17 protein-coding genes and 1 pseudogene are annotated in these 15,966 nt (G+C 60.7%); 14 read left to right on the top strand and 4 right to left on the bottom strand.

What is annotated here, in order from left to right; translation table 11 throughout:
* The first annotated feature begins 69 nt into the window (after positions 1-69).
* Positions 70-1,155 (top strand): LacI family DNA-binding transcriptional regulator, encoded by a 1,086-nt coding sequence (locus BC363_RS16665; protein WP_065784696.1) that lies wholly within the window; start codon positions 70-72, stop codon positions 1,153-1,155.
* Positions 1,156-1,173: 18 nt separating this feature from the next.
* The gene (locus BC363_RS16660) at positions 1,174-2,235 is read left to right on the top strand and encodes an aldo/keto reductase (RefSeq protein WP_065793311.1); all 1,062 of its coding nucleotides are present in this window, start codon (positions 1,174-1,176) and stop codon (positions 2,233-2,235) included.
* Between the two features lie 317 nt (positions 2,236-2,552).
* Here BC363_RS16660 and BC363_RS33535 read toward each other — a convergent pair whose 3' ends face one another.
* The 4 genes from BC363_RS33535 to BC363_RS16650 all read right to left on the bottom strand — a co-directional run bounded on the left by BC363_RS33535 (position 2,553) and on the right by BC363_RS16650 (position 4,241).
* Positions 2,553-2,678 carry a LuxR C-terminal-related transcriptional regulator gene (locus tag BC363_RS33535; protein WP_083222787.1) on the bottom strand — a complete coding sequence of 42 codons (126 nt, stop codon included), beginning with the start codon at positions 2,676-2,678 and terminating at the stop codon, positions 2,553-2,555.
* A gap of 240 nt (positions 2,679-2,918) precedes the next feature.
* Entirely contained in the window at positions 2,919-3,113 is a 195-nt protein-coding gene (locus tag BC363_RS16655; protein WP_065784694.1) for a hypothetical protein, read from the bottom strand.
* A gap of 252 nt (positions 3,114-3,365) precedes the next feature.
* Positions 3,366-3,587 carry a DNA cytosine methyltransferase gene (locus BC363_RS34455; protein WP_141690348.1) on the bottom strand — a complete coding sequence of 74 codons (222 nt, stop codon included), beginning with the start codon at positions 3,585-3,587 and terminating at the stop codon, positions 3,366-3,368.
* A 267-nt stretch (positions 3,588-3,854) separates the two neighbouring features.
* Positions 3,855-4,241, bottom strand: coding sequence for a DNA cytosine methyltransferase (locus BC363_RS16650; protein ID WP_065784693.1), 387 nt, complete (start codon positions 4,239-4,241; stop codon positions 3,855-3,857).
* Positions 4,242-4,720: 479 nt separating this feature from the next.
* Between BC363_RS16650 and BC363_RS16645 the strand changes: the two genes are divergently transcribed.
* The 12 genes and pseudogenes from BC363_RS16645 (at position 4,721) to BC363_RS16595 (ending at position 15,871) form a co-directional block, all read left to right on the top strand.
* Positions 4,721-5,764 (top strand): DoxX family membrane protein, encoded by a 1,044-nt coding sequence (locus tag BC363_RS16645; RefSeq protein WP_244519891.1) that lies wholly within the window; start codon positions 4,721-4,723, stop codon positions 5,762-5,764.
* A 79-nt stretch (positions 5,765-5,843) separates the two neighbouring features.
* Positions 5,844-6,071, top strand: a pseudogene (locus BC363_RS16640) (IS30 family transposase); the annotation flags it as partial.
* A gap of 495 nt (positions 6,072-6,566) precedes the next feature.
* Positions 6,567-7,277: a GntR family transcriptional regulator gene (locus BC363_RS16635; protein WP_065784691.1), complete on the top strand. Its 711-nt coding sequence runs from the start codon at positions 6,567-6,569 to the stop codon at positions 7,275-7,277.
* Positions 7,274-8,185, top strand: a complete 912-nt coding sequence (locus BC363_RS16630; protein WP_065784690.1) for a dihydrodipicolinate synthase family protein — start codon at positions 7,274-7,276, stop codon at positions 8,183-8,185. Before BC363_RS16635 ends, BC363_RS16630 begins: the two co-directional genes overlap by 4 nt.
* Positions 8,178-9,695 (top strand): aldehyde dehydrogenase, encoded by a 1,518-nt coding sequence (locus BC363_RS16625; RefSeq protein WP_065784689.1) that lies wholly within the window; start codon positions 8,178-8,180, stop codon positions 9,693-9,695. Before BC363_RS16630 ends, BC363_RS16625 begins: the two co-directional genes overlap by 8 nt.
* Positions 9,692-11,038 carry an FAD-binding oxidoreductase gene (locus tag BC363_RS16620; RefSeq protein ID WP_065784688.1) on the top strand — a complete coding sequence of 449 codons (1,347 nt, stop codon included), beginning with the start codon at positions 9,692-9,694 and terminating at the stop codon, positions 11,036-11,038. The genes BC363_RS16625 and BC363_RS16620 overlap by 4 nt, the downstream gene beginning before the upstream one ends.
* Before the next feature lie 78 nt (positions 11,039-11,116).
* Positions 11,117-11,968 carry a glycine betaine ABC transporter substrate-binding protein gene (locus BC363_RS16615; RefSeq protein ID WP_065784687.1) on the top strand — a complete coding sequence of 284 codons (852 nt, stop codon included), beginning with the start codon at positions 11,117-11,119 and terminating at the stop codon, positions 11,966-11,968.
* Positions 11,969-12,052: 84 nt separating this feature from the next.
* Complete coding sequence (locus BC363_RS36370) at positions 12,053-12,637, top strand: ATP-binding cassette domain-containing protein (protein ID WP_348272176.1); 585 nt, start codon at positions 12,053-12,055, stop codon at positions 12,635-12,637.
* Positions 12,637-13,140, top strand: coding sequence for a CBS domain-containing protein (locus BC363_RS36365; RefSeq protein ID WP_348272175.1), 504 nt, complete (start codon positions 12,637-12,639; stop codon positions 13,138-13,140). The genes BC363_RS36370 and BC363_RS36365 overlap by 1 nt, the downstream gene beginning before the upstream one ends.
* A 14-nt stretch (positions 13,141-13,154) precedes the next feature.
* Positions 13,155-14,003: a proline/glycine betaine ABC transporter permease gene (locus tag BC363_RS16605; protein ID WP_065784686.1), complete on the top strand. Its 849-nt coding sequence runs from the start codon at positions 13,155-13,157 to the stop codon at positions 14,001-14,003.
* Positions 14,000-14,860 carry an ABC transporter permease subunit gene (locus BC363_RS16600; RefSeq protein ID WP_065784685.1) on the top strand — a complete coding sequence of 287 codons (861 nt, stop codon included), beginning with the start codon at positions 14,000-14,002 and terminating at the stop codon, positions 14,858-14,860. Before BC363_RS16605 ends, BC363_RS16600 begins: the two co-directional genes overlap by 4 nt.
* A 12-nt stretch (positions 14,861-14,872) precedes the next feature.
* On the top strand, positions 14,873-15,871 hold the full coding sequence (locus BC363_RS16595; RefSeq protein WP_065784684.1) for a 4-hydroxyproline epimerase: 999 nt from the start codon (positions 14,873-14,875) through the stop codon (positions 15,869-15,871).
* The last annotated feature ends 95 nt before the right edge of the window (positions 15,872-15,966 follow it).

The raw sequence follows: 15,966 nt of genomic DNA, 5'->3' as shown, positions 1-15,966 counted from the left end.
CGCAAAGGCTACCTAAATCGTTTAGTAAACTTGTTAGCAGTCGCAGCATAAAGAGGCCCTAACCTCCACATGAAGAAACCGGGAAAACTGACCATCAGGGACATCGCGGAGGCGGCGGGCGTATCGGCCGCGACGGTTTCGCTCGTGTTGAACGGCAAGGGGGAAATTTCCGGAGTGACGCGTGCGCGCGTGCTAGAGGCGGTGGCAAGCCTGAACTATGTGCCGCGCGCCACGAAAAGCAGCACGGAACCCGGCGAAACACTGCGCTTCCTGAAGATCGCCAAGCACGGCCACACCGTGAACCGGGATCACAGCGTCTTCATCTCCGACTATATCGACGGCATGTCTGCTGAGGCGACGCGGCGCAACTACACGCTGGAAGTGGTGAGCTTCGAGGGCCAGCCGATCAGCACTGTGGCGGAATCGTTAGCCGGCGCGCCGATTTCCGGCGTCATTGCCCTCGGCACGGAGTTGACGGAAGCTGATATCAGGTTGATCCAGGGCCTCGGCCTGCCGACGGTCTTCATTGACACGTTCTACGATGTGCTCGACGCCAATTTCGTCGACATGAACAACGAGGACGCCGTCTACAAGGTGCTGTCCCGCTTCCGCATGCAGGGTTTCCAGCGCATCGGCTTCGTCGCCTCCCATGTCGATACGACCAACTTCCGCCTGCGCCGCGAGGCGTTCTTCAAGAACATGGCGCGCCTCGGCTTGCCGGTGAACGAGGCCGATATCCTTTCGGTGGAATCGACCTATGACGGGGCCTATCTCGATACGCGCACGCTGCTCGCGACCGGCCTCGACCTCGCCGAATGTTATTTCTGCACGAACGACATCATCGCCTACGGCTTCATCCGGGCGCTCAAGGAGCACGGCATCGCCATACCGCAGGACGTCTCGATCATCGGCTTCGACAACCTTCCGCAGAGCGGCACCATGGAACCCGGCCTGACGACGATCGATGTCTCGAAGCGCAAGATTGGCTACCTCGCCGTCACCGTTCTCGACGACCTCATCGCCGCCGCCGAACCGCAGCCGCCGGTTAAAATCCTCGTCGGCGCGGACCTCGTGCTACGTGCCAGCCATGAGCACGGCGCACCGAAGGCGACGTACAGCCGTCCCGCGCGGGCGGCGCGGCAGTCGGCGGAATAGTCCGAAGGAGAAGCGATTATGGAATACAGGACACTTGGCCGCACGGGGCTCAAGGTTTCGGCCATTGCAATGGGCACCTTCTCCTTCGGCGGGGTCGGCGCATTTTCCCGGGTAGCGAACCAGGGGGTTCCCGAGGCCCGGCGTCTCATCGACTGCTGCATCGACGGCGGCGTCAATCTCTTCGACACCGCCAACATGTATTCGCTCGGCCGCTCGGAGGAAATTCTCGGCGAGGCGCTCGGCGAAAAGCGCAATAGGGTGCTGATCTCATCGAAGGCGCGCATGCGCATCGGCGACGGGCCGAACGACGAGGGGACCTCGCGCTACCATCTGATCCGCGAGTGCGAACTGAGCCTCAAGCGCCTGAAGACCGACCATATCGACATCTACTTCATGCACGAATGGGACGGCGTGACTCCGGTCGAGGAGATGCTCTCGGCGCTCGACACGCTGCGCCAGCAGGGCAAGATCCGCTATATCGGCTGCTCGAACTATTCCGGATGGCATATCATGAAGGCGCTGGGCGTGGCGGAGGCGAAAAACCTGCCGCGCTTCGTGACCCAGCAGATCCACTACACGCTGGAAGCACGCGAGGCGGAATACGAGCTGCTGCCGATTTCGGTCGATCAGGGCCTCGGCGTGATGGTCTGGAGTCCGCTAGCCGCCGGTCTTCTCTCTGGCGCCTTCGGCCGTGGCAGGCAGCCGGCCGACTCCCGTCAGACTGCCGGCTGGAGCGAACCGCCGATCCGCGATCAGGAACGCCTGTGGACGATCGTCGAAGCGCTGGAGGCGATCGCCAGGAACCGCGGTGTCACGGTGGCGCAGGTCTCACTAGCCTGGACGCTGTCACGCCCCGCCATATCGAGCCTCGTCGTCGGCGGCCTCAGCAAAGAACACTTCCGCGACAACATCGCAGCCGTGGACCTCACGCTTACCGAGGACGAACTTGGCACGCTGAACAAGGTCAGCCGCCTGCCCTGTATCTATCCCTACTGGCACCAGCACAATTTCGCCAGCGCGCGTTTCAGCGCCGGCGACCGGGTGCTGCATGACAGCTACGCAGATCTTGGCATGATCTAAGTACGTGTTCCGGTGGCGGAAGAGGACCCTGCACTTTAAGCAAAAGCGCGCCGGAGCCAGACCGATATATCGCCTTGAACGGAAGCGAACCTGCGCCCCCCAGTATCGCCCACAAGCTTTGCCTCACATTAAGCAACTGCCAAAATCCTTTCGGGTGGCTGCCATTCGAGGCGAATGCCTTGGCCGGGCGGTTGCGGCTATTCAAGGGACGTAGAACGCTCCCTACTGTGAAGGCTTTTTTGGGGGGAGTGCTCACCAAGACGGCGTCACCACTCTCAACGACGCAACAGCTCAGGCTGTGTTGCTTGCAGACCATGTCACTGATTGCTTGAAGCGTTTAAATGCCGTTGCGCCATCAGTGCAGCCTCGACGCGGTTTTTCGTTCCGAGCTTCGTCAGCAGCCGGCTGACATGAAACTTGATGGTCTTGACCTGAACGCCCATTTCCTCGGCGATCGCCCGATCAGCTTCGCGACCTTGTGCTCCTGCGTTCTGCTGCGGATAACGCCGAATAGCCGCATGCCGAGGTTGGGTGACATATAAGAACGCCCCTCGGCGACCGCGACCAGCTCCAATGCCGGCCCTTCAGGACATAGCCGGCCGCTCCAGCGCCGAGCGCTTCGAGAACGTCGTCGTCTTCCTCCGAGACGGTCGCCTGTTGCACGACGTCACCAACGAGCCTATTTAGCTGGTGCGCGTCCCAACCTCACCTGTCTGATCGTTCTGCAGGAGCCGGCCCCAAATTCTCCGGGTCCGCTCGTACGCGCATTCGTAGACCTGCTCGTTGTCGACTTCACCAAGCCGGTGCTGTTCACGAGAACCGACCAGCGCCAGTTTAACCGTAAAATGTTTCTTCCGCACTTTGATGGTCTCCATCATGGAAGGGAAACACCCCTGTCCGCATTCTCGCTCGCCTTGACCACGTCGGCGGCATCCACGCGATGCCATGTTTTGCTCCGATCTCGGCGGCGTCGCAGGCACCTAGTCGGTCAAGACACACCCGTGCTGTTCCGGATGCTGGACCCGCTAGCTTCGCTGCCACCTACGGCCGGGCGGCCGCTACCGGACCGTGTCGCTTTGAGCTGCGCGCTTGGCGTCGGTCCTGCTCAAACGGCGGGTCATGCTCCGATCCTATCCTGCTGCGCGAATTCGGCGGCGCCGATGGTAGCCGATGTATTCCATAACCGGGACGCTCATGCTGTTGCCGACGCCTCGATACCGCACGATATCCAACGCACGGCGACCGCCGACAACGACAACTGTCCAGTTATCCGGGAAGCCCTGCGCGCTCTCACACTCCAGCGGCGTTGGACGGCGAACGGTTCCGTCGCTCGTCACGATAACGAAATCCATCTGGTTGCCTTACCCGGCCGGGCGAGACATTCCAGCACCGCTCGCGTTCAGAGTTCCAAAGACGGGCGGCCAAATCACGTCTCCTGAGCCGACAGTACCGCTTTCGGAAGCTTCTTACCGCGCTTTGCTGGTCGGCGAAGGATCCCACGCTTCGCAGTCGTGCTCAAAGCCCCGGCTCCGGCGAGGGCTGCCAGCAAACATCCAAATCCGTTCGTTCCATCCGACAAACTCCCTTCACGTTCTCTTAAATTACAAAGCGCAGGCCGTTTATCCCCTCATGCGCAGAGCCAGCCGCGCCAGCGCTAGGTTGCCGCGGTCATCATTAAGGCCTCTGCGCAGGCCCGAGATCGAGAAAGCCTGGCAAGGGTTGCCGCCCTCGAGAACGTCGATTGGTCCTAGCGCGCGGAGATCGTCGTCGGTGATCTGTGTGACATCGCGGTAATTGATCACGGAGCCTTCCGTGATCGAAGCGTACTGCCTTGGGTGGAAGTCTTTGCCAGTAGGCAGGTATTTCGGAGCCGATGCGTCGAGACGCTGATTGAGCACGTGGCACTGGAACGCGGACGGCTCGCAGTATGCCGCGAACTCGTATCCCAGAGGTTTCCATACGACGGACGCCGCACTGATGCCGGAGAAAGTAGACAGAACACGCATCACAGGACACCTTCCTCCTCCGGGAGTTCGAGATCCGCACACGCATCCTCAAGCTCTACGACCTGCGGCATGGATATGCGCTGGCTGATCCATCCGGCGAAGCGGCAGAGAGGCCGATGGCGACGAAAGTCGCAAAACTTGTTGGACCTTCCGCCGTTCCCATTACGCCGGTTTCTGGCGATCCTTTTTCCATGGCGAGACCCCTGCGGCTAGGACCCGACGGAACCGATTGGGCGTGACAATGCCGCGGTTCAAGGGCGGCAGCGGCCCTACGTGCGTCTAAAAGGACGCCGAGGGCGTAGATACCGTGTTGGGTAAATCAAGTCGGGCGTTTGTCTTGGAAGCACCGACCGGTCACTGCTGCAACTGCAGAGGGTGTTGTGATGCGTGTTACGTATGGTGGAATAAGCCGGGGAGAATTTTTCTCAAGGCGACTTCGGCAAGCGGTCGCAGCGGCTACGGTTGGCGCCGCCACTCCTATGCTGTGGCCGACGGCTGCCGCGGCTCATGTCAAATGGTTCGCGCCGTTTGACATTGCATCGCCCGCACGGCCATTCGCGGAGACCTTGGCAAGCCAGTGGTTCTGGCTTGCCGTCGCCATTGCGGTCCCGCTATTCGTCATGACCGTCGCCTTCGAGCGCACTGCCGCAGGCGATAAGGTGCTCACGACGATGGAGCGACTGACCGCCCCGTTGTGGAGCCGAGCTGATGATTTTGTTCGCGCAGCGACGGCAGCTTTCTTCATCGCAATCTTCGTCATTGGCGGCGTCTATCTCACGCCTGACCTGAGAACTGGCTTGGAATGGGTTTCCTGGGCGCAGTTGTTGATCGCGGCGGGTCTCTTCTCGCGCAGAACAATGTGGTGTTCCGCGATTGGGATACTCGCGCTCTGGGGAGCGGCGCTGAATGAGTATCAGCTTTTTCATCTGCTCGACTACCTGGTGCTCTGCCTTGGCCTTGCTGGTTATCTCATACTGTTTTCGCTTGAGGGATCTTCGTGGCGAGAACAGCGCTTCGCCATTCTGCGCTGGGCGATCGCGATTACCCTGATGCGCTCCAGCCTCGAAAAATTCGCCTATCCTGAATGGTTCGACCCGCTGGCACAGGAGAAGCCGTTCCTGACCTTCGGGATGCCGGAGAATGTGTTTCTTCCGATGGCAGGCGTCGTCGAGTTCGTCCTCGGTCTTGGACTGATCTGGACCCCGATTGTGCGGCGGCTTTCCGCCATTGCGTTGCTTGTGATCTTCAATGCAGCCGTCGTTGCATTCGGGCGGCTGGATTTTGTTGGTCACGGCCTGATTACAATGATGCTGGTGATTGCGGCCATTGACCCCGCCCGCGAAATGCAGATTGCTCCCTCATTCCGGCGAGCGATCTTCGGCGCACCCATTGGCTTCATTGCTGCTTTGGCGATCCTGGCCCCGACCTACTGGAATCTGCATTCGCTCCTTCATAGTCGTGCCCCGCCGACGGAACTGTCGGTGCATACCGGACAGGACATTCCTCTGGTGATGTCAAAGTGAAAGCCTTCAAGACTGGATGGATGACGGGCTTCGATACCTTTGGAGTTTCCGCTCTCGGAATTCGAATGATGTTGATGGAGGCGCGTGCAGCTGGTTCTGCGACCCCAGTGCGCCCTGGCAGAAAGGTGCGGTCGAAAACGTGAACAAGCGCATTCGCCGGTTCATGCCAGGCGATACGGACCTTGCCACCGTATCGCAACGCAACCTCATCCAGCTTGCTCGCCATCTCAACGACCAGCCGAGAAAGTGCCTCGACTACAGGACGCCGGCCGAAGTGTTCGGGGCACATTTGCAAGAAGGAGGCTGACCCCCTACCCTCTAAACCGGCATGATGCACTTCGGTTAGGATGTCCCCTGGATGCGGGAGACTTCACGTCGAGGGCGCGATCGTCTGACGCCGGCTCGGTATCGCAATAGTGCCTGGCGGCGCCGCGGATCAACCGATTGAGCCAGCGCTCAAGGCGAACGACTTCAAGAGTTCGGGGTCTATCCCCGGAGCCAGCAGACCGTCGCGATCAACAGTGCGCGTCAAGCTCCCTCTCGAAGTATTCGAGGTGATCGCGGAGATAGCCGGCGACAGTTAGTTTTCGCGCATCCCTTTTTCCTTTTTGTGAGACCGCGCCGGATCGGCTCGTCCCAACCGGTAGCCATTCGCTCGCCGCAAATTGTATAATACTGCCATAATCTCTGTATACGCAGATTATACAATTTCATTGACTCCGTCGAGGCGCTGTGAGACCTTCCATTTGTCAAACGGCGATCAACGCATCCGCCGACACGAAATTTCACGAAGGAGGGTTCGGTGAAGAAGGGAAAGAGCGGCCTCTACGAGGATCTCAAACGCCAGATTCTGACGATGGAACTCGATCCCGATCAGGATCTCGACGAGGTAAGCCTGGGCGAACTGTACGGCCTCTCCCGCACGCCGGTTCGCGAGATCTTTCGTCGGCTCGAAGGCGAGGGCTACATCGACATCCGCGCCAATCGCGGCGCACGCGTCAGCCCGATGAATCATCAAACGCTCCGGCACTTCTTTTTGGTGGCTCCGATGGTCTATGCCGCGATCGGTCGCCTGGCCGTCCAGAACTTCAAGCAAAAGCAGTTGGGCGACCTCAAGGACACGCAGGAGCGCTTTCGCTCGGCAAGTCTCACCGGCGACGCTCTTTCAATGGTTCTCGAGAACAATCGCTTCCACGAGATCATCGGGGAAATGTCCGGCAATGCTTATCTGCAGCCGAGCCTCGGACGCCTGCTGATCGATCACGCTCGTATCGGCCACACCTTCTTCCGCCCGAAGACCGATGACATGCGCCAGCGCCTGCAGGTCGCGGTCGATCATCACGATGGCTTCATCGCGGCAATAGCCTCGCATGACGAAGACACCGTCGTCGATCTGGTGTTCGAGCACTGGGAACTGTCGCGCGAAAACATGGAAATGTTCATCGCGCCGGAGGGGATGAAGGCGGACGCGCTCGTTGAGGTTCCCGCCCAATCGATGGAGAAGTCATCTTGAAGTTCGAAGGTATATACACGCCGGCGGTCACCCCACTCGGGCAAGACGGACAGATCGACCGCAAGGGCTTCGCGGCCGTGCTGGAAACGCTGATCGAGGCCAAGGTCCACGGCATCATCGTCGGCGGATCGACGGGTGAATATTACGCCCAGAGCGCTCAGGAACGCTTCGACCTGGCCGCGCTCGCCAAAGATGTCATCGGCTCACGTCTGCCGCTCGTCGTCGGAACGGGTGCGACCAGAACCGAAGACTCGGTGGAATTCGCCAAGGCGGCCAAGGAGATCCGTGCGGACGCCATCCTCGTGTCGTCACCGCCTTATGCCTTGCCGACGGAGCGCGAGAACGCCGTTCATGCGCTGACTGTCGACCGGGCCGCGAACCTGCCGATCATGCTCTACAACTACCCCGCTCGAATGGGCGTGATGATGGGAGACGAATATTTCTCCCGCGTCGGCAAGTCCAGGAACGTTGTCGCCATCAAGGAGAGCTCGGGCGACATGGCCAATCTGCACCTGCTGGCCCGGAAATTCCCGCACATCTCGCTTTCCTGCGGTTGGGACGATCAGGCGCTCGAGTTCTTTGCCTGGGGAGCAAAGAGCTGGGTCTGCGCCGGCTCGAACTTCCTGCCGAGGGAGCATGTGGCGCTCTATGAGGCCTGCGTCGTCGAAAGGAACTTCGACAAGGGCCGCGCGATCATGACGGCGATGCTGCCGCTGATGGACTTCCTCGAATGCGGCAAGTTCGTGCAGTCGATCAAGCACGGATGCGAACTGATCGGCTTGAAGACAGGCTCCGTCCGAGCCCCGCTCCGCCCGCTCAACTCCGAAGAGAAGCGAACCCTCCAGACTGTCGTCTCCACGTTGAAGCGAACGGTCGCCCAGATCACGTCGGGAGCCAACAATGCATGAACCTCTGACCGCCGCTGAATACAAGGCCATCGCCGTCGGGCTCGACCTGCCTACCAACGCCTTCATCGACGGGGCCTTCCGCCCGGCCAATTCCGGCAAGACCTTTACGACGACCAACCCGGCTACGGGCGAGGCTCTGGCCGAGATCGCGGCCTGCGACGCAAGCGACGTCGACTTTGCCGTCGCCAAGGCAAGGCAGGCCTTCGAAGACGGTCGTTGGCGCCTGCAATCGCCCGGCGACCGCAAGGCCGTGCTGGTCAAGCTCGCAAAACTCATCGAAGACAATCGCCACGAACTCGCCGTCATGGAAAGCATCGACAGCGGCAAGCCGGTGCGTGAGTGCCAGACGGTCGACGTGCCCGACACGATCCACACGATCCGCTGGCATGCCGAACTGATCGACAAGCTTTACGACAACACCAACAATGTCGGCGCGAATGCCTTGGCCATGGTCGTGCGCGAGCCCATCGGCGTCGTCGGCTGCGTCCTACCCTGGAACTTCCCGCTTCTGATGCTGGCCTGGAAGATCGGCCCGGCGCTCGCGTCCGGATGTTCGGTCGTCGTGAAGCCCGCGCAGGAAACGACACTGACCACCCTTCGTGTCGCCGAGCTTGCCCATGAGGCGGGGATCCCGCCGGGCGTCTTCAACGTTGTAACGGGCAGCGGCAAGGATGTCGGCGAGCCGATCGGCCTGCACATGGATGTCGACATGGTCGCCTTCACCGGCTCCACCCCGACCGGCCGGCGGTTCCTGCGCTATGCGGCCGACTCCAACCTGAAGAAGGTTGTGCTCGAGTGCGGCGGCAAGAACCCCGCGGTCGTGCTGGGGGATGCGGAAGACCTCGATCTCGTCGCCGAACAGGTGGTCAACGGCGCCTTCTGGAACATGGGCGAAAATTGCTCGGCGACCTCCCGCCTGATCGTCCAGTCGAGCATCAAGGACGAACTGCTGCAGCGGATCGGCGCCTATATGCGCGAGTGGAAGACGGGGGATCCGCTTGACCCGGAGAATCGCATCGGCGCGCTCGTCAGCAAGAGCCACTTCGAGAAGGTGCGGTCGTTCCTCGACGACGTGAAGTCGGAGAAACTCGCGCTCGCGCACGGTGGCGGGACATATGAGGGCGCCTTCATCGAACCGACTGTTGTAGACGGGGTAACGCCGGCGAGCCGGCTGTTCCAGGAGGAGATCTTCGGGCCGATCCTTTCGGTCACGACTTTCGAGAACCTCGCCGAAGCGGTAGCGCTCGCCAATGACACCAATTACGGCCTGACGGCATCGATTTACACGGGAAGCCTTCGAAACGCGATCCGGCTCTCCCGCGACATCCGCGCGGGCCTCGTCACCGTCAATTGCTTCGGCGAAGGAGACGCAACGACGCCCTTCGGCGGGTACAAGGAGTCAGGCTTTGGCGGCCGTGACAAGTCGATCTTCGCCCACGACAACTATTGCGAACTGAAGACGATCTGGATCGACGTTTCGGAACGCTCCGTCGATGAGACGATCCGATGAACACGCGGTCCGTCAAACGCTTGCCGGTCGAAAATGGCATCTCGGGTTGGGAGGCGATCAGTCGACGTTCGTTTCCGGTCCGGTGCCTCGACGGCAACGTGACGGCGGACTGGCTCATCATCGGCGCCGGGTTCGCCGGACTTTCGTCGGCGCGCCGTCTGCTCGAGCTTAGGCCTGACGACAAGATCGTCGTTCTCGAAGCAAGTGAGGTTGGCAAGGGCACGTCGGGGCGGAACTCCGGCTACATGATCGACGTGCCGCACAACCTCACCTCCAGCGAGTATTCAAGCGGCACCGCTGATGCGACCCGCCTGGAGATGGCCCAGAACCGATCGGCCATCGCATTCGCCACCCGCGCGGCTGAAGACTACGGCATGTCTCGCGAGACGTTCGATCCAGCGGGCAAGATCAATGCCGCCGCGACCGCGCGCGGCATGAAGCTCAACGCGAGTTTCGGCCAGTCTCTGAAGAGCGCTGGCGAGAAACACTCCTTGCTCGACGCCGCCGAAATGCGCGAGATCACGGGGTCTAGCTATTATCTTGGCGGGCTTTACACCCCCGGGGCGGTCCTGATCCAGCCGGCCGACTATATGCGCCAGTTCGCCGCCGGGCTGTCACAAAGGATCGATCTCTTCGAGCGGTCTCCGGTGATGTCACTGCGGCGCGAAAACGGATCCTGGACGGCATCGACCGCGCGCGGCAGGGTTAGCGCCCCAAAGGTCATTCTCGGCGTCAATGGCCATATCGAAGACTTTGGCCATTTCGGCAGGCGCCTGATGCACATCTTCGCCTATGCCTCGATGACCGCACCCTTCCCGACCGATGACTTTGGGCACAAGGTTTCGGGCCGCGATCGCTGGGCCCTGCTTCCGGCCGATGCGATGGGTGCCACCGTACGCAAGATCACGTCCGGCGGACAATCGCGGATCGCGATCCGGACCAAATACACGTACGACACGACGGTCACTTTGTCGGAACGCCGCCTGTCGAAAATGGCTGAGGCACACCGGAACTCACTGGATGCGAGGTTCCCTGGCCTCAAGGGGATAGCGTTCGAGCACAGCTGGGCGGGCCGTCTTTGCCTCAGCCTCAACCACGTGCCCGCCTTCGGCGAAGTTGAAGAGGGGCTCTTTTCCGCCTGCTGCGAGAATGGTCTTGGCACCGTGAAGAGCACGCTGGCCGGGATGATGGCCGCCGAATTGGCGACCGGGACCATCTCCAGGGAACTCGAAGAATATATGGATCACCCAGGGCCAACCCGCCTGCCCCCTGAGCCATTTGCGTGGCTCGGCATCAACTCGGTGATCCGCCTGCAGGAATTGCGCGCAGGCCGCGAGGGCTGACCCTTCGCCGCGCAATGTGAGGGCTGAGGCGACCGCCGGTCTTCAAAGAGAATGGGAACGAAAACTAGGAGAACAATAATGAAGACTTTGTGGAAAGCGCTCTGTGCTGCTGCGATGGTCGGAATGACCATGGTGTCCGCGCGAGCCGAAGAAAAAACCATCACACTGGGCACCATGTCTTGGGAGGACCTCACCCCCATCACCGGAATCACCAAGAAGGTGCTCGAGGACGCCGGATACAGCGTCAAGGTCGTGCCCTTTTCCGAGTGGGGCATCGCCTACGCTGCTCTCACCAAGGGCGACGTTCAGCTCCTCGCCTCGCAGACAGATTATGTCGCACAGGACTACTGGGATAAGAACAAGAAGCGCCTCGAGAAGATTTCGCCTGTTTCGCACGGCCTCTATCAGGCCATTGCAGTGCCGCAATACGTCACCATCGACTCCGTCGAACAACTCAACGAAAACGCCGACAAGTTCGGCGGCAAGATTGTCGGCATCGAGCCTGGTTCAGGTTTGATGCGTGACGCCGCCACCGTCGTGAAGGACTACGACCTCAAGCTGCAGCTTGTCGAAGGCAGCACAGCCGCAATGACCGCTGCACTCAAGTCCGCCATCGACCGCAACGAATGGGTGGCCGTCACTATCTGGGAGCCGTCCTGGATGATGCAGAAGTACCCCTTGAAATTCCTGAAGGATCCAAAGGGCATATTCCCGCCGCCGCAGAGCTACTACTGGATCGGTCAGAAGGGTTTCTCCGCTGACTACCCGCACGCTCGTGAGGTTGTTGCCAGCGTTTACGTGCCGCTTGCCGACATCACTGCGATAAACGGCGCTGTCAGCGACGGCAAGTCTATGGATGAGGCGGTCAAGGACTGGACCGATAACCACGCCGACCTGCTGAAGCGCTGGGGCAATATCAAGAGCGAATGAGCGTGAATACGCGGGCGGCTCGGGATGGTGCCGCCCGCAATCGACCATAAGCAAACAGCTACGGGCTGAATTGCGGGGAACGAGATGAACACGATCAACAATGCGAACGAAGTGCTGGTGGACTGCCAGAACGTCTGGAAAATATTCGGCGCACGTGCCCCGGCTGCGATAAGGGCCGTCGAAGAGCGTGGGCTATCGAAGAAGCAAATCCTGGAAGAATTCGACTGCGTTGTTGGCGTTGCCAACGCCAATCTTCAGGTCCGTCGCGGCGAGATCTTCTGTATCATGGGGCTTTCCGGTAGCGGCAAGTCGACCCTCGTGCGCTTGCTCAATCGGCTGATCGAACCGAGCCTTGGTCAGATCACGATCAAGGGCAAGGACATTGCCAAGCTGAACGCCGCAGAGCTACGCGACATGCGCGCCCGGAACATCGGTATGGTATTTCAGAGCGTAGCCCTTCTTCCGGGAAGGACCGTGCTCGAAAACGCCGCATTCGGACTAGAGGTCCGTGGAGTGCCTCGGGACGAGAGGTACAAGATTGCCCGCGCCGCCCTAGAAAAAGTGGGACTCGCCGACTGGATGGCGCGCTACCCTTCCGACTTTCGGGCGGCATGCAGCAACGCGTGGGCCTTGCCCGGGCGCTGGCTGCAGACCCGGAAATTATCCTGATGGACGAACCGTTCAGCGCGCTCGACCCGCTCATCCGCAGGCAGTTGCAGGATGAGTTCCGGCAGCTGACGAAATCACTTGGTAAGTCGTCTGTCTTCATTACCCACGACCTCGAAGAGGCCATTCGGATCGGTGATCGGATTGCGATCATGAAGGATGGCGTGATCGTGCAGGTGGGGACCGCGGAAGAAATCGTGACACAGCCGGCCGATGATTACGTCTCCGAATTTGTCGCCGGCATTTCGAGAATCCATCTCGTCAAGGCACATTCAGTGATGCTCCCGGTTGCGGAGTTCCAGACCCTGCAGCCCCACTGCGACGTCGAGGCGCTTCTGAAGACCTCGCCGGAAGCCGACATCGGGGAACTCATAGATCTCACCATGCGCTCGAACCGCGACGCCGTTGCAGTTGTCGAGAATGGTGCCATGGTCGGTATCGTGACGACCCGCGGATTGCTCTGCGGCGTGGCCGGGACCCCCGCCAGAGAGCTCGTCGCAGCCTAGTTGGAGGTAATGCAATGGACACCTCGGTCATTACGGATAATTTCGACACCTTTACGGACGACGCGCTTGGCTGGATCAGCGACAACGGCGAGTGGTTGTTCGACTTCATCAGGATGGTGCTGGAGGGGACTTACGACGGCATCCTCTGGGCACTCCAGATCTCACCGTTCTATGTCGTTGCTGCTCTTGCTGCCTTGCTCGGATGGCGGCTCATCAATCTTGCAGCCGGGCTACTGACAGGCGTCGCACTGACCTTCTGCACAGCCATGGGTCTTTGGGCCGAAACGATGAGCACGTTGGCCCTGGTCGCAACGGCAACGATCCTTGCACTCGTCGTCGGCATTCCGATCGGGATCCTCGCCGGTTTTGTCAGATCCTTCGATCGTGCTCTCGAGCCCGTGCTTGATCTCATCCAAACACTGCCACCCTACATCTACCTTCTCCCGGCAATTGCGCTGCTCGGTTATGGGCCTGCGACCGCGCTCATCGCCACCTTCATCGTCGCGATGCCGCCGGCCATCCGCCTGACGTCGCTCGGCATTCGGATGACGCCGCGAGAGTTTATCGAACTGGGGCAGGCGAGCGGCCTGACGCCGTGGCAGATGTTCACCAAGATCAGGCTTCCCTTCGCGATCCCGAGCGTGATGGCCGGAATAAACCAAAGCTTGATGATGGCGTTCGGGATGGTTGTCATCGCCGGCATCGTCGGTTCCGGCGGGCTCGGCGAGACGATCTACGGTGCGGTTCGCACGCTCGACATCGCAACTTCCATCAATGCGGCAATCGCGATCGTCATCCTCACCATGGTGCTCGACAGATTGACACAAAGTGCTGCCCATCGCGCAAAGGCAGGTGCAAGATGAATGCCGACCTCATTCGTTTTTCGCCGGGTGCCTATCTCGCCCCGGCGGTGGATTGGCTGAACGCGAACTTCCACCCGTTCTTTGACGCGGTCACCAAGCTGATCGAGGCGGTACTGGGCGGCATCGAAGCCGTCTTGCTGTACCCGTCGCCCTATGTGGTGATCCTGGTGGCGGTGCTGCTGGCCGCATTCTTCATCAATTTCAAGGTTGCCGTGATCGCGGCAGTCGGCCTTGCATTTTGCTTCCTCGCGGGCCTCTGGACCGCGTCGATGCAGACGCTCGCGCTCGTGACCGTCGCCGTCTTCATTTCCGTGTCGGTCGCATTCCCCCTCGGGATTTTGGCATCGCGCTACAAGAGCCTCGAGGCCGGCCTTCGGCCCGTGCTCGACATCATGCAAACCGTACCGCCATGGGTCTATCTGATCCCGGCCGTGATGATTTTCAGCCTGGGCCGCGTTCCAGCAATTATCGCAACGATCGTCTACGGCATACCGCCCATGCTGCGTCTGACGACGCTCGCCTTCAACCAGGTCCCGAAGGATCTTCTGGAACTTGGCCAGGCGACGGGCGCACCACCCCGCGCGATTCTCCTCAAGATCGAAATTCCGTCTGCCACGCCCACGCTTCTTGTCGGCCTCAACCAGTGCATTCTGCTCTCGCTCGCGATGGTGGTGCTCGCCGGTCTGGTCGGCGCCGGCGGACTGGGTGCCGAAGTCACACGAGGGCTGACGCGCATGGAAATGGGGCTCGGTCTTCGGGCCGGACTGGCAATCGTCGCCATCGCAATCCTCCTCGACCGTTTGTCCAAGGGTGCCCTGCAGGGCCGCGGCCGCGGTCCGACAAGGGCGACACACTAGGGATATCAGACCATGCGCCGCAGCTTCTTCTGCATCGATTCTCACACCTGCGGAAACCCCGTTCGGCTCGTGGCGGCCGGTGCCCCATTGCTCCCCCATCTACCGATCGCCGAGCGTCGCGAAATCTTCGTTCGCGACCATGACTGGGTTCGCCAGTCGTTGATGTTCGAACCACGTGGGCACGACATCATGTCTGGCGCGATCATCTACCCCGCGTACCGAGAAGATTGTGATTTCGCGGTCATTTTCATCGAGGTAAGCGGCTGCCTGCCGATGTGTGGAGCGGGCACGATGGGGCTTGTTACCGCAGCGCTCGAAGAGGGCCTTGTGACACCGCGCACGCCGGGGAAGGTGTCGATCGAGACGCCCGCTGGCAGGGTCGACGTGGATTACTCAAAACCCGGTGAGTTCGTCGAATCCGTCCGCATGTTCAACGTCGCGAGCTATCTGCATGAAGCCGACGTCAGCGTAGATGTTCCAGGCCTCGGTCCGCTTGTCGTCGACGTATCCTACGGCGGCAACTACTATGCCGTCGTCGAACCGCAGAAGAACTGGCCTGGACTTGACGGTATGTCGGCAAGCGATATCGTGGAGGTCAGCCGAAGTCTTCGCGACGCCCTTGCACCTGTCTGCGACCCGATCCACCCGGAGGACGATCGGATAAGCGGCGTGCGTCACGCGCTGTGGTGCGACGGACCGACTTCCAAAGAGGCCGATGGCCGCGGCGCCGTGTTCTATGGCGACAAGGCGATCGACCGGTCGCCGGGCGGTACCGGGACATCCGCACGGATGGCTCAGCTCCACGCAAAGGGGCGTCTGAAAATCGGCGAGACGTTCCGCCAGGAAAGCCTGATCGGCACGGTTTTCGAAGGGCGCGTCGAGGCCGAACAGAACGTCGGTGACTTCAGGGGCATCAGGCCAAGCGTGGGTGGGTGGGCCCGGATCATCGGTCACAACACCATCTTCGTGGATGATCGAGATCCCCTGGCACACGGATTTCAGATAAAATAGCCGGTCGGCTTCGGGCCTCGGATCATGACTGATCGAGCATCGCAAGACCTAAGACCTGAGCCACGATTTCATACGTTTCGACCTCGGCAAGTGGC

The organism is Ensifer sp. LC384, assembly GCF_001695865.1.
Classification (GTDB): domain Bacteria; phylum Pseudomonadota; class Alphaproteobacteria; order Rhizobiales; family Rhizobiaceae; genus Ensifer.
Note: the sequence above shows the minus strand (reverse complement) of the source record. Positions and strands in the feature narration are given on the sequence as shown.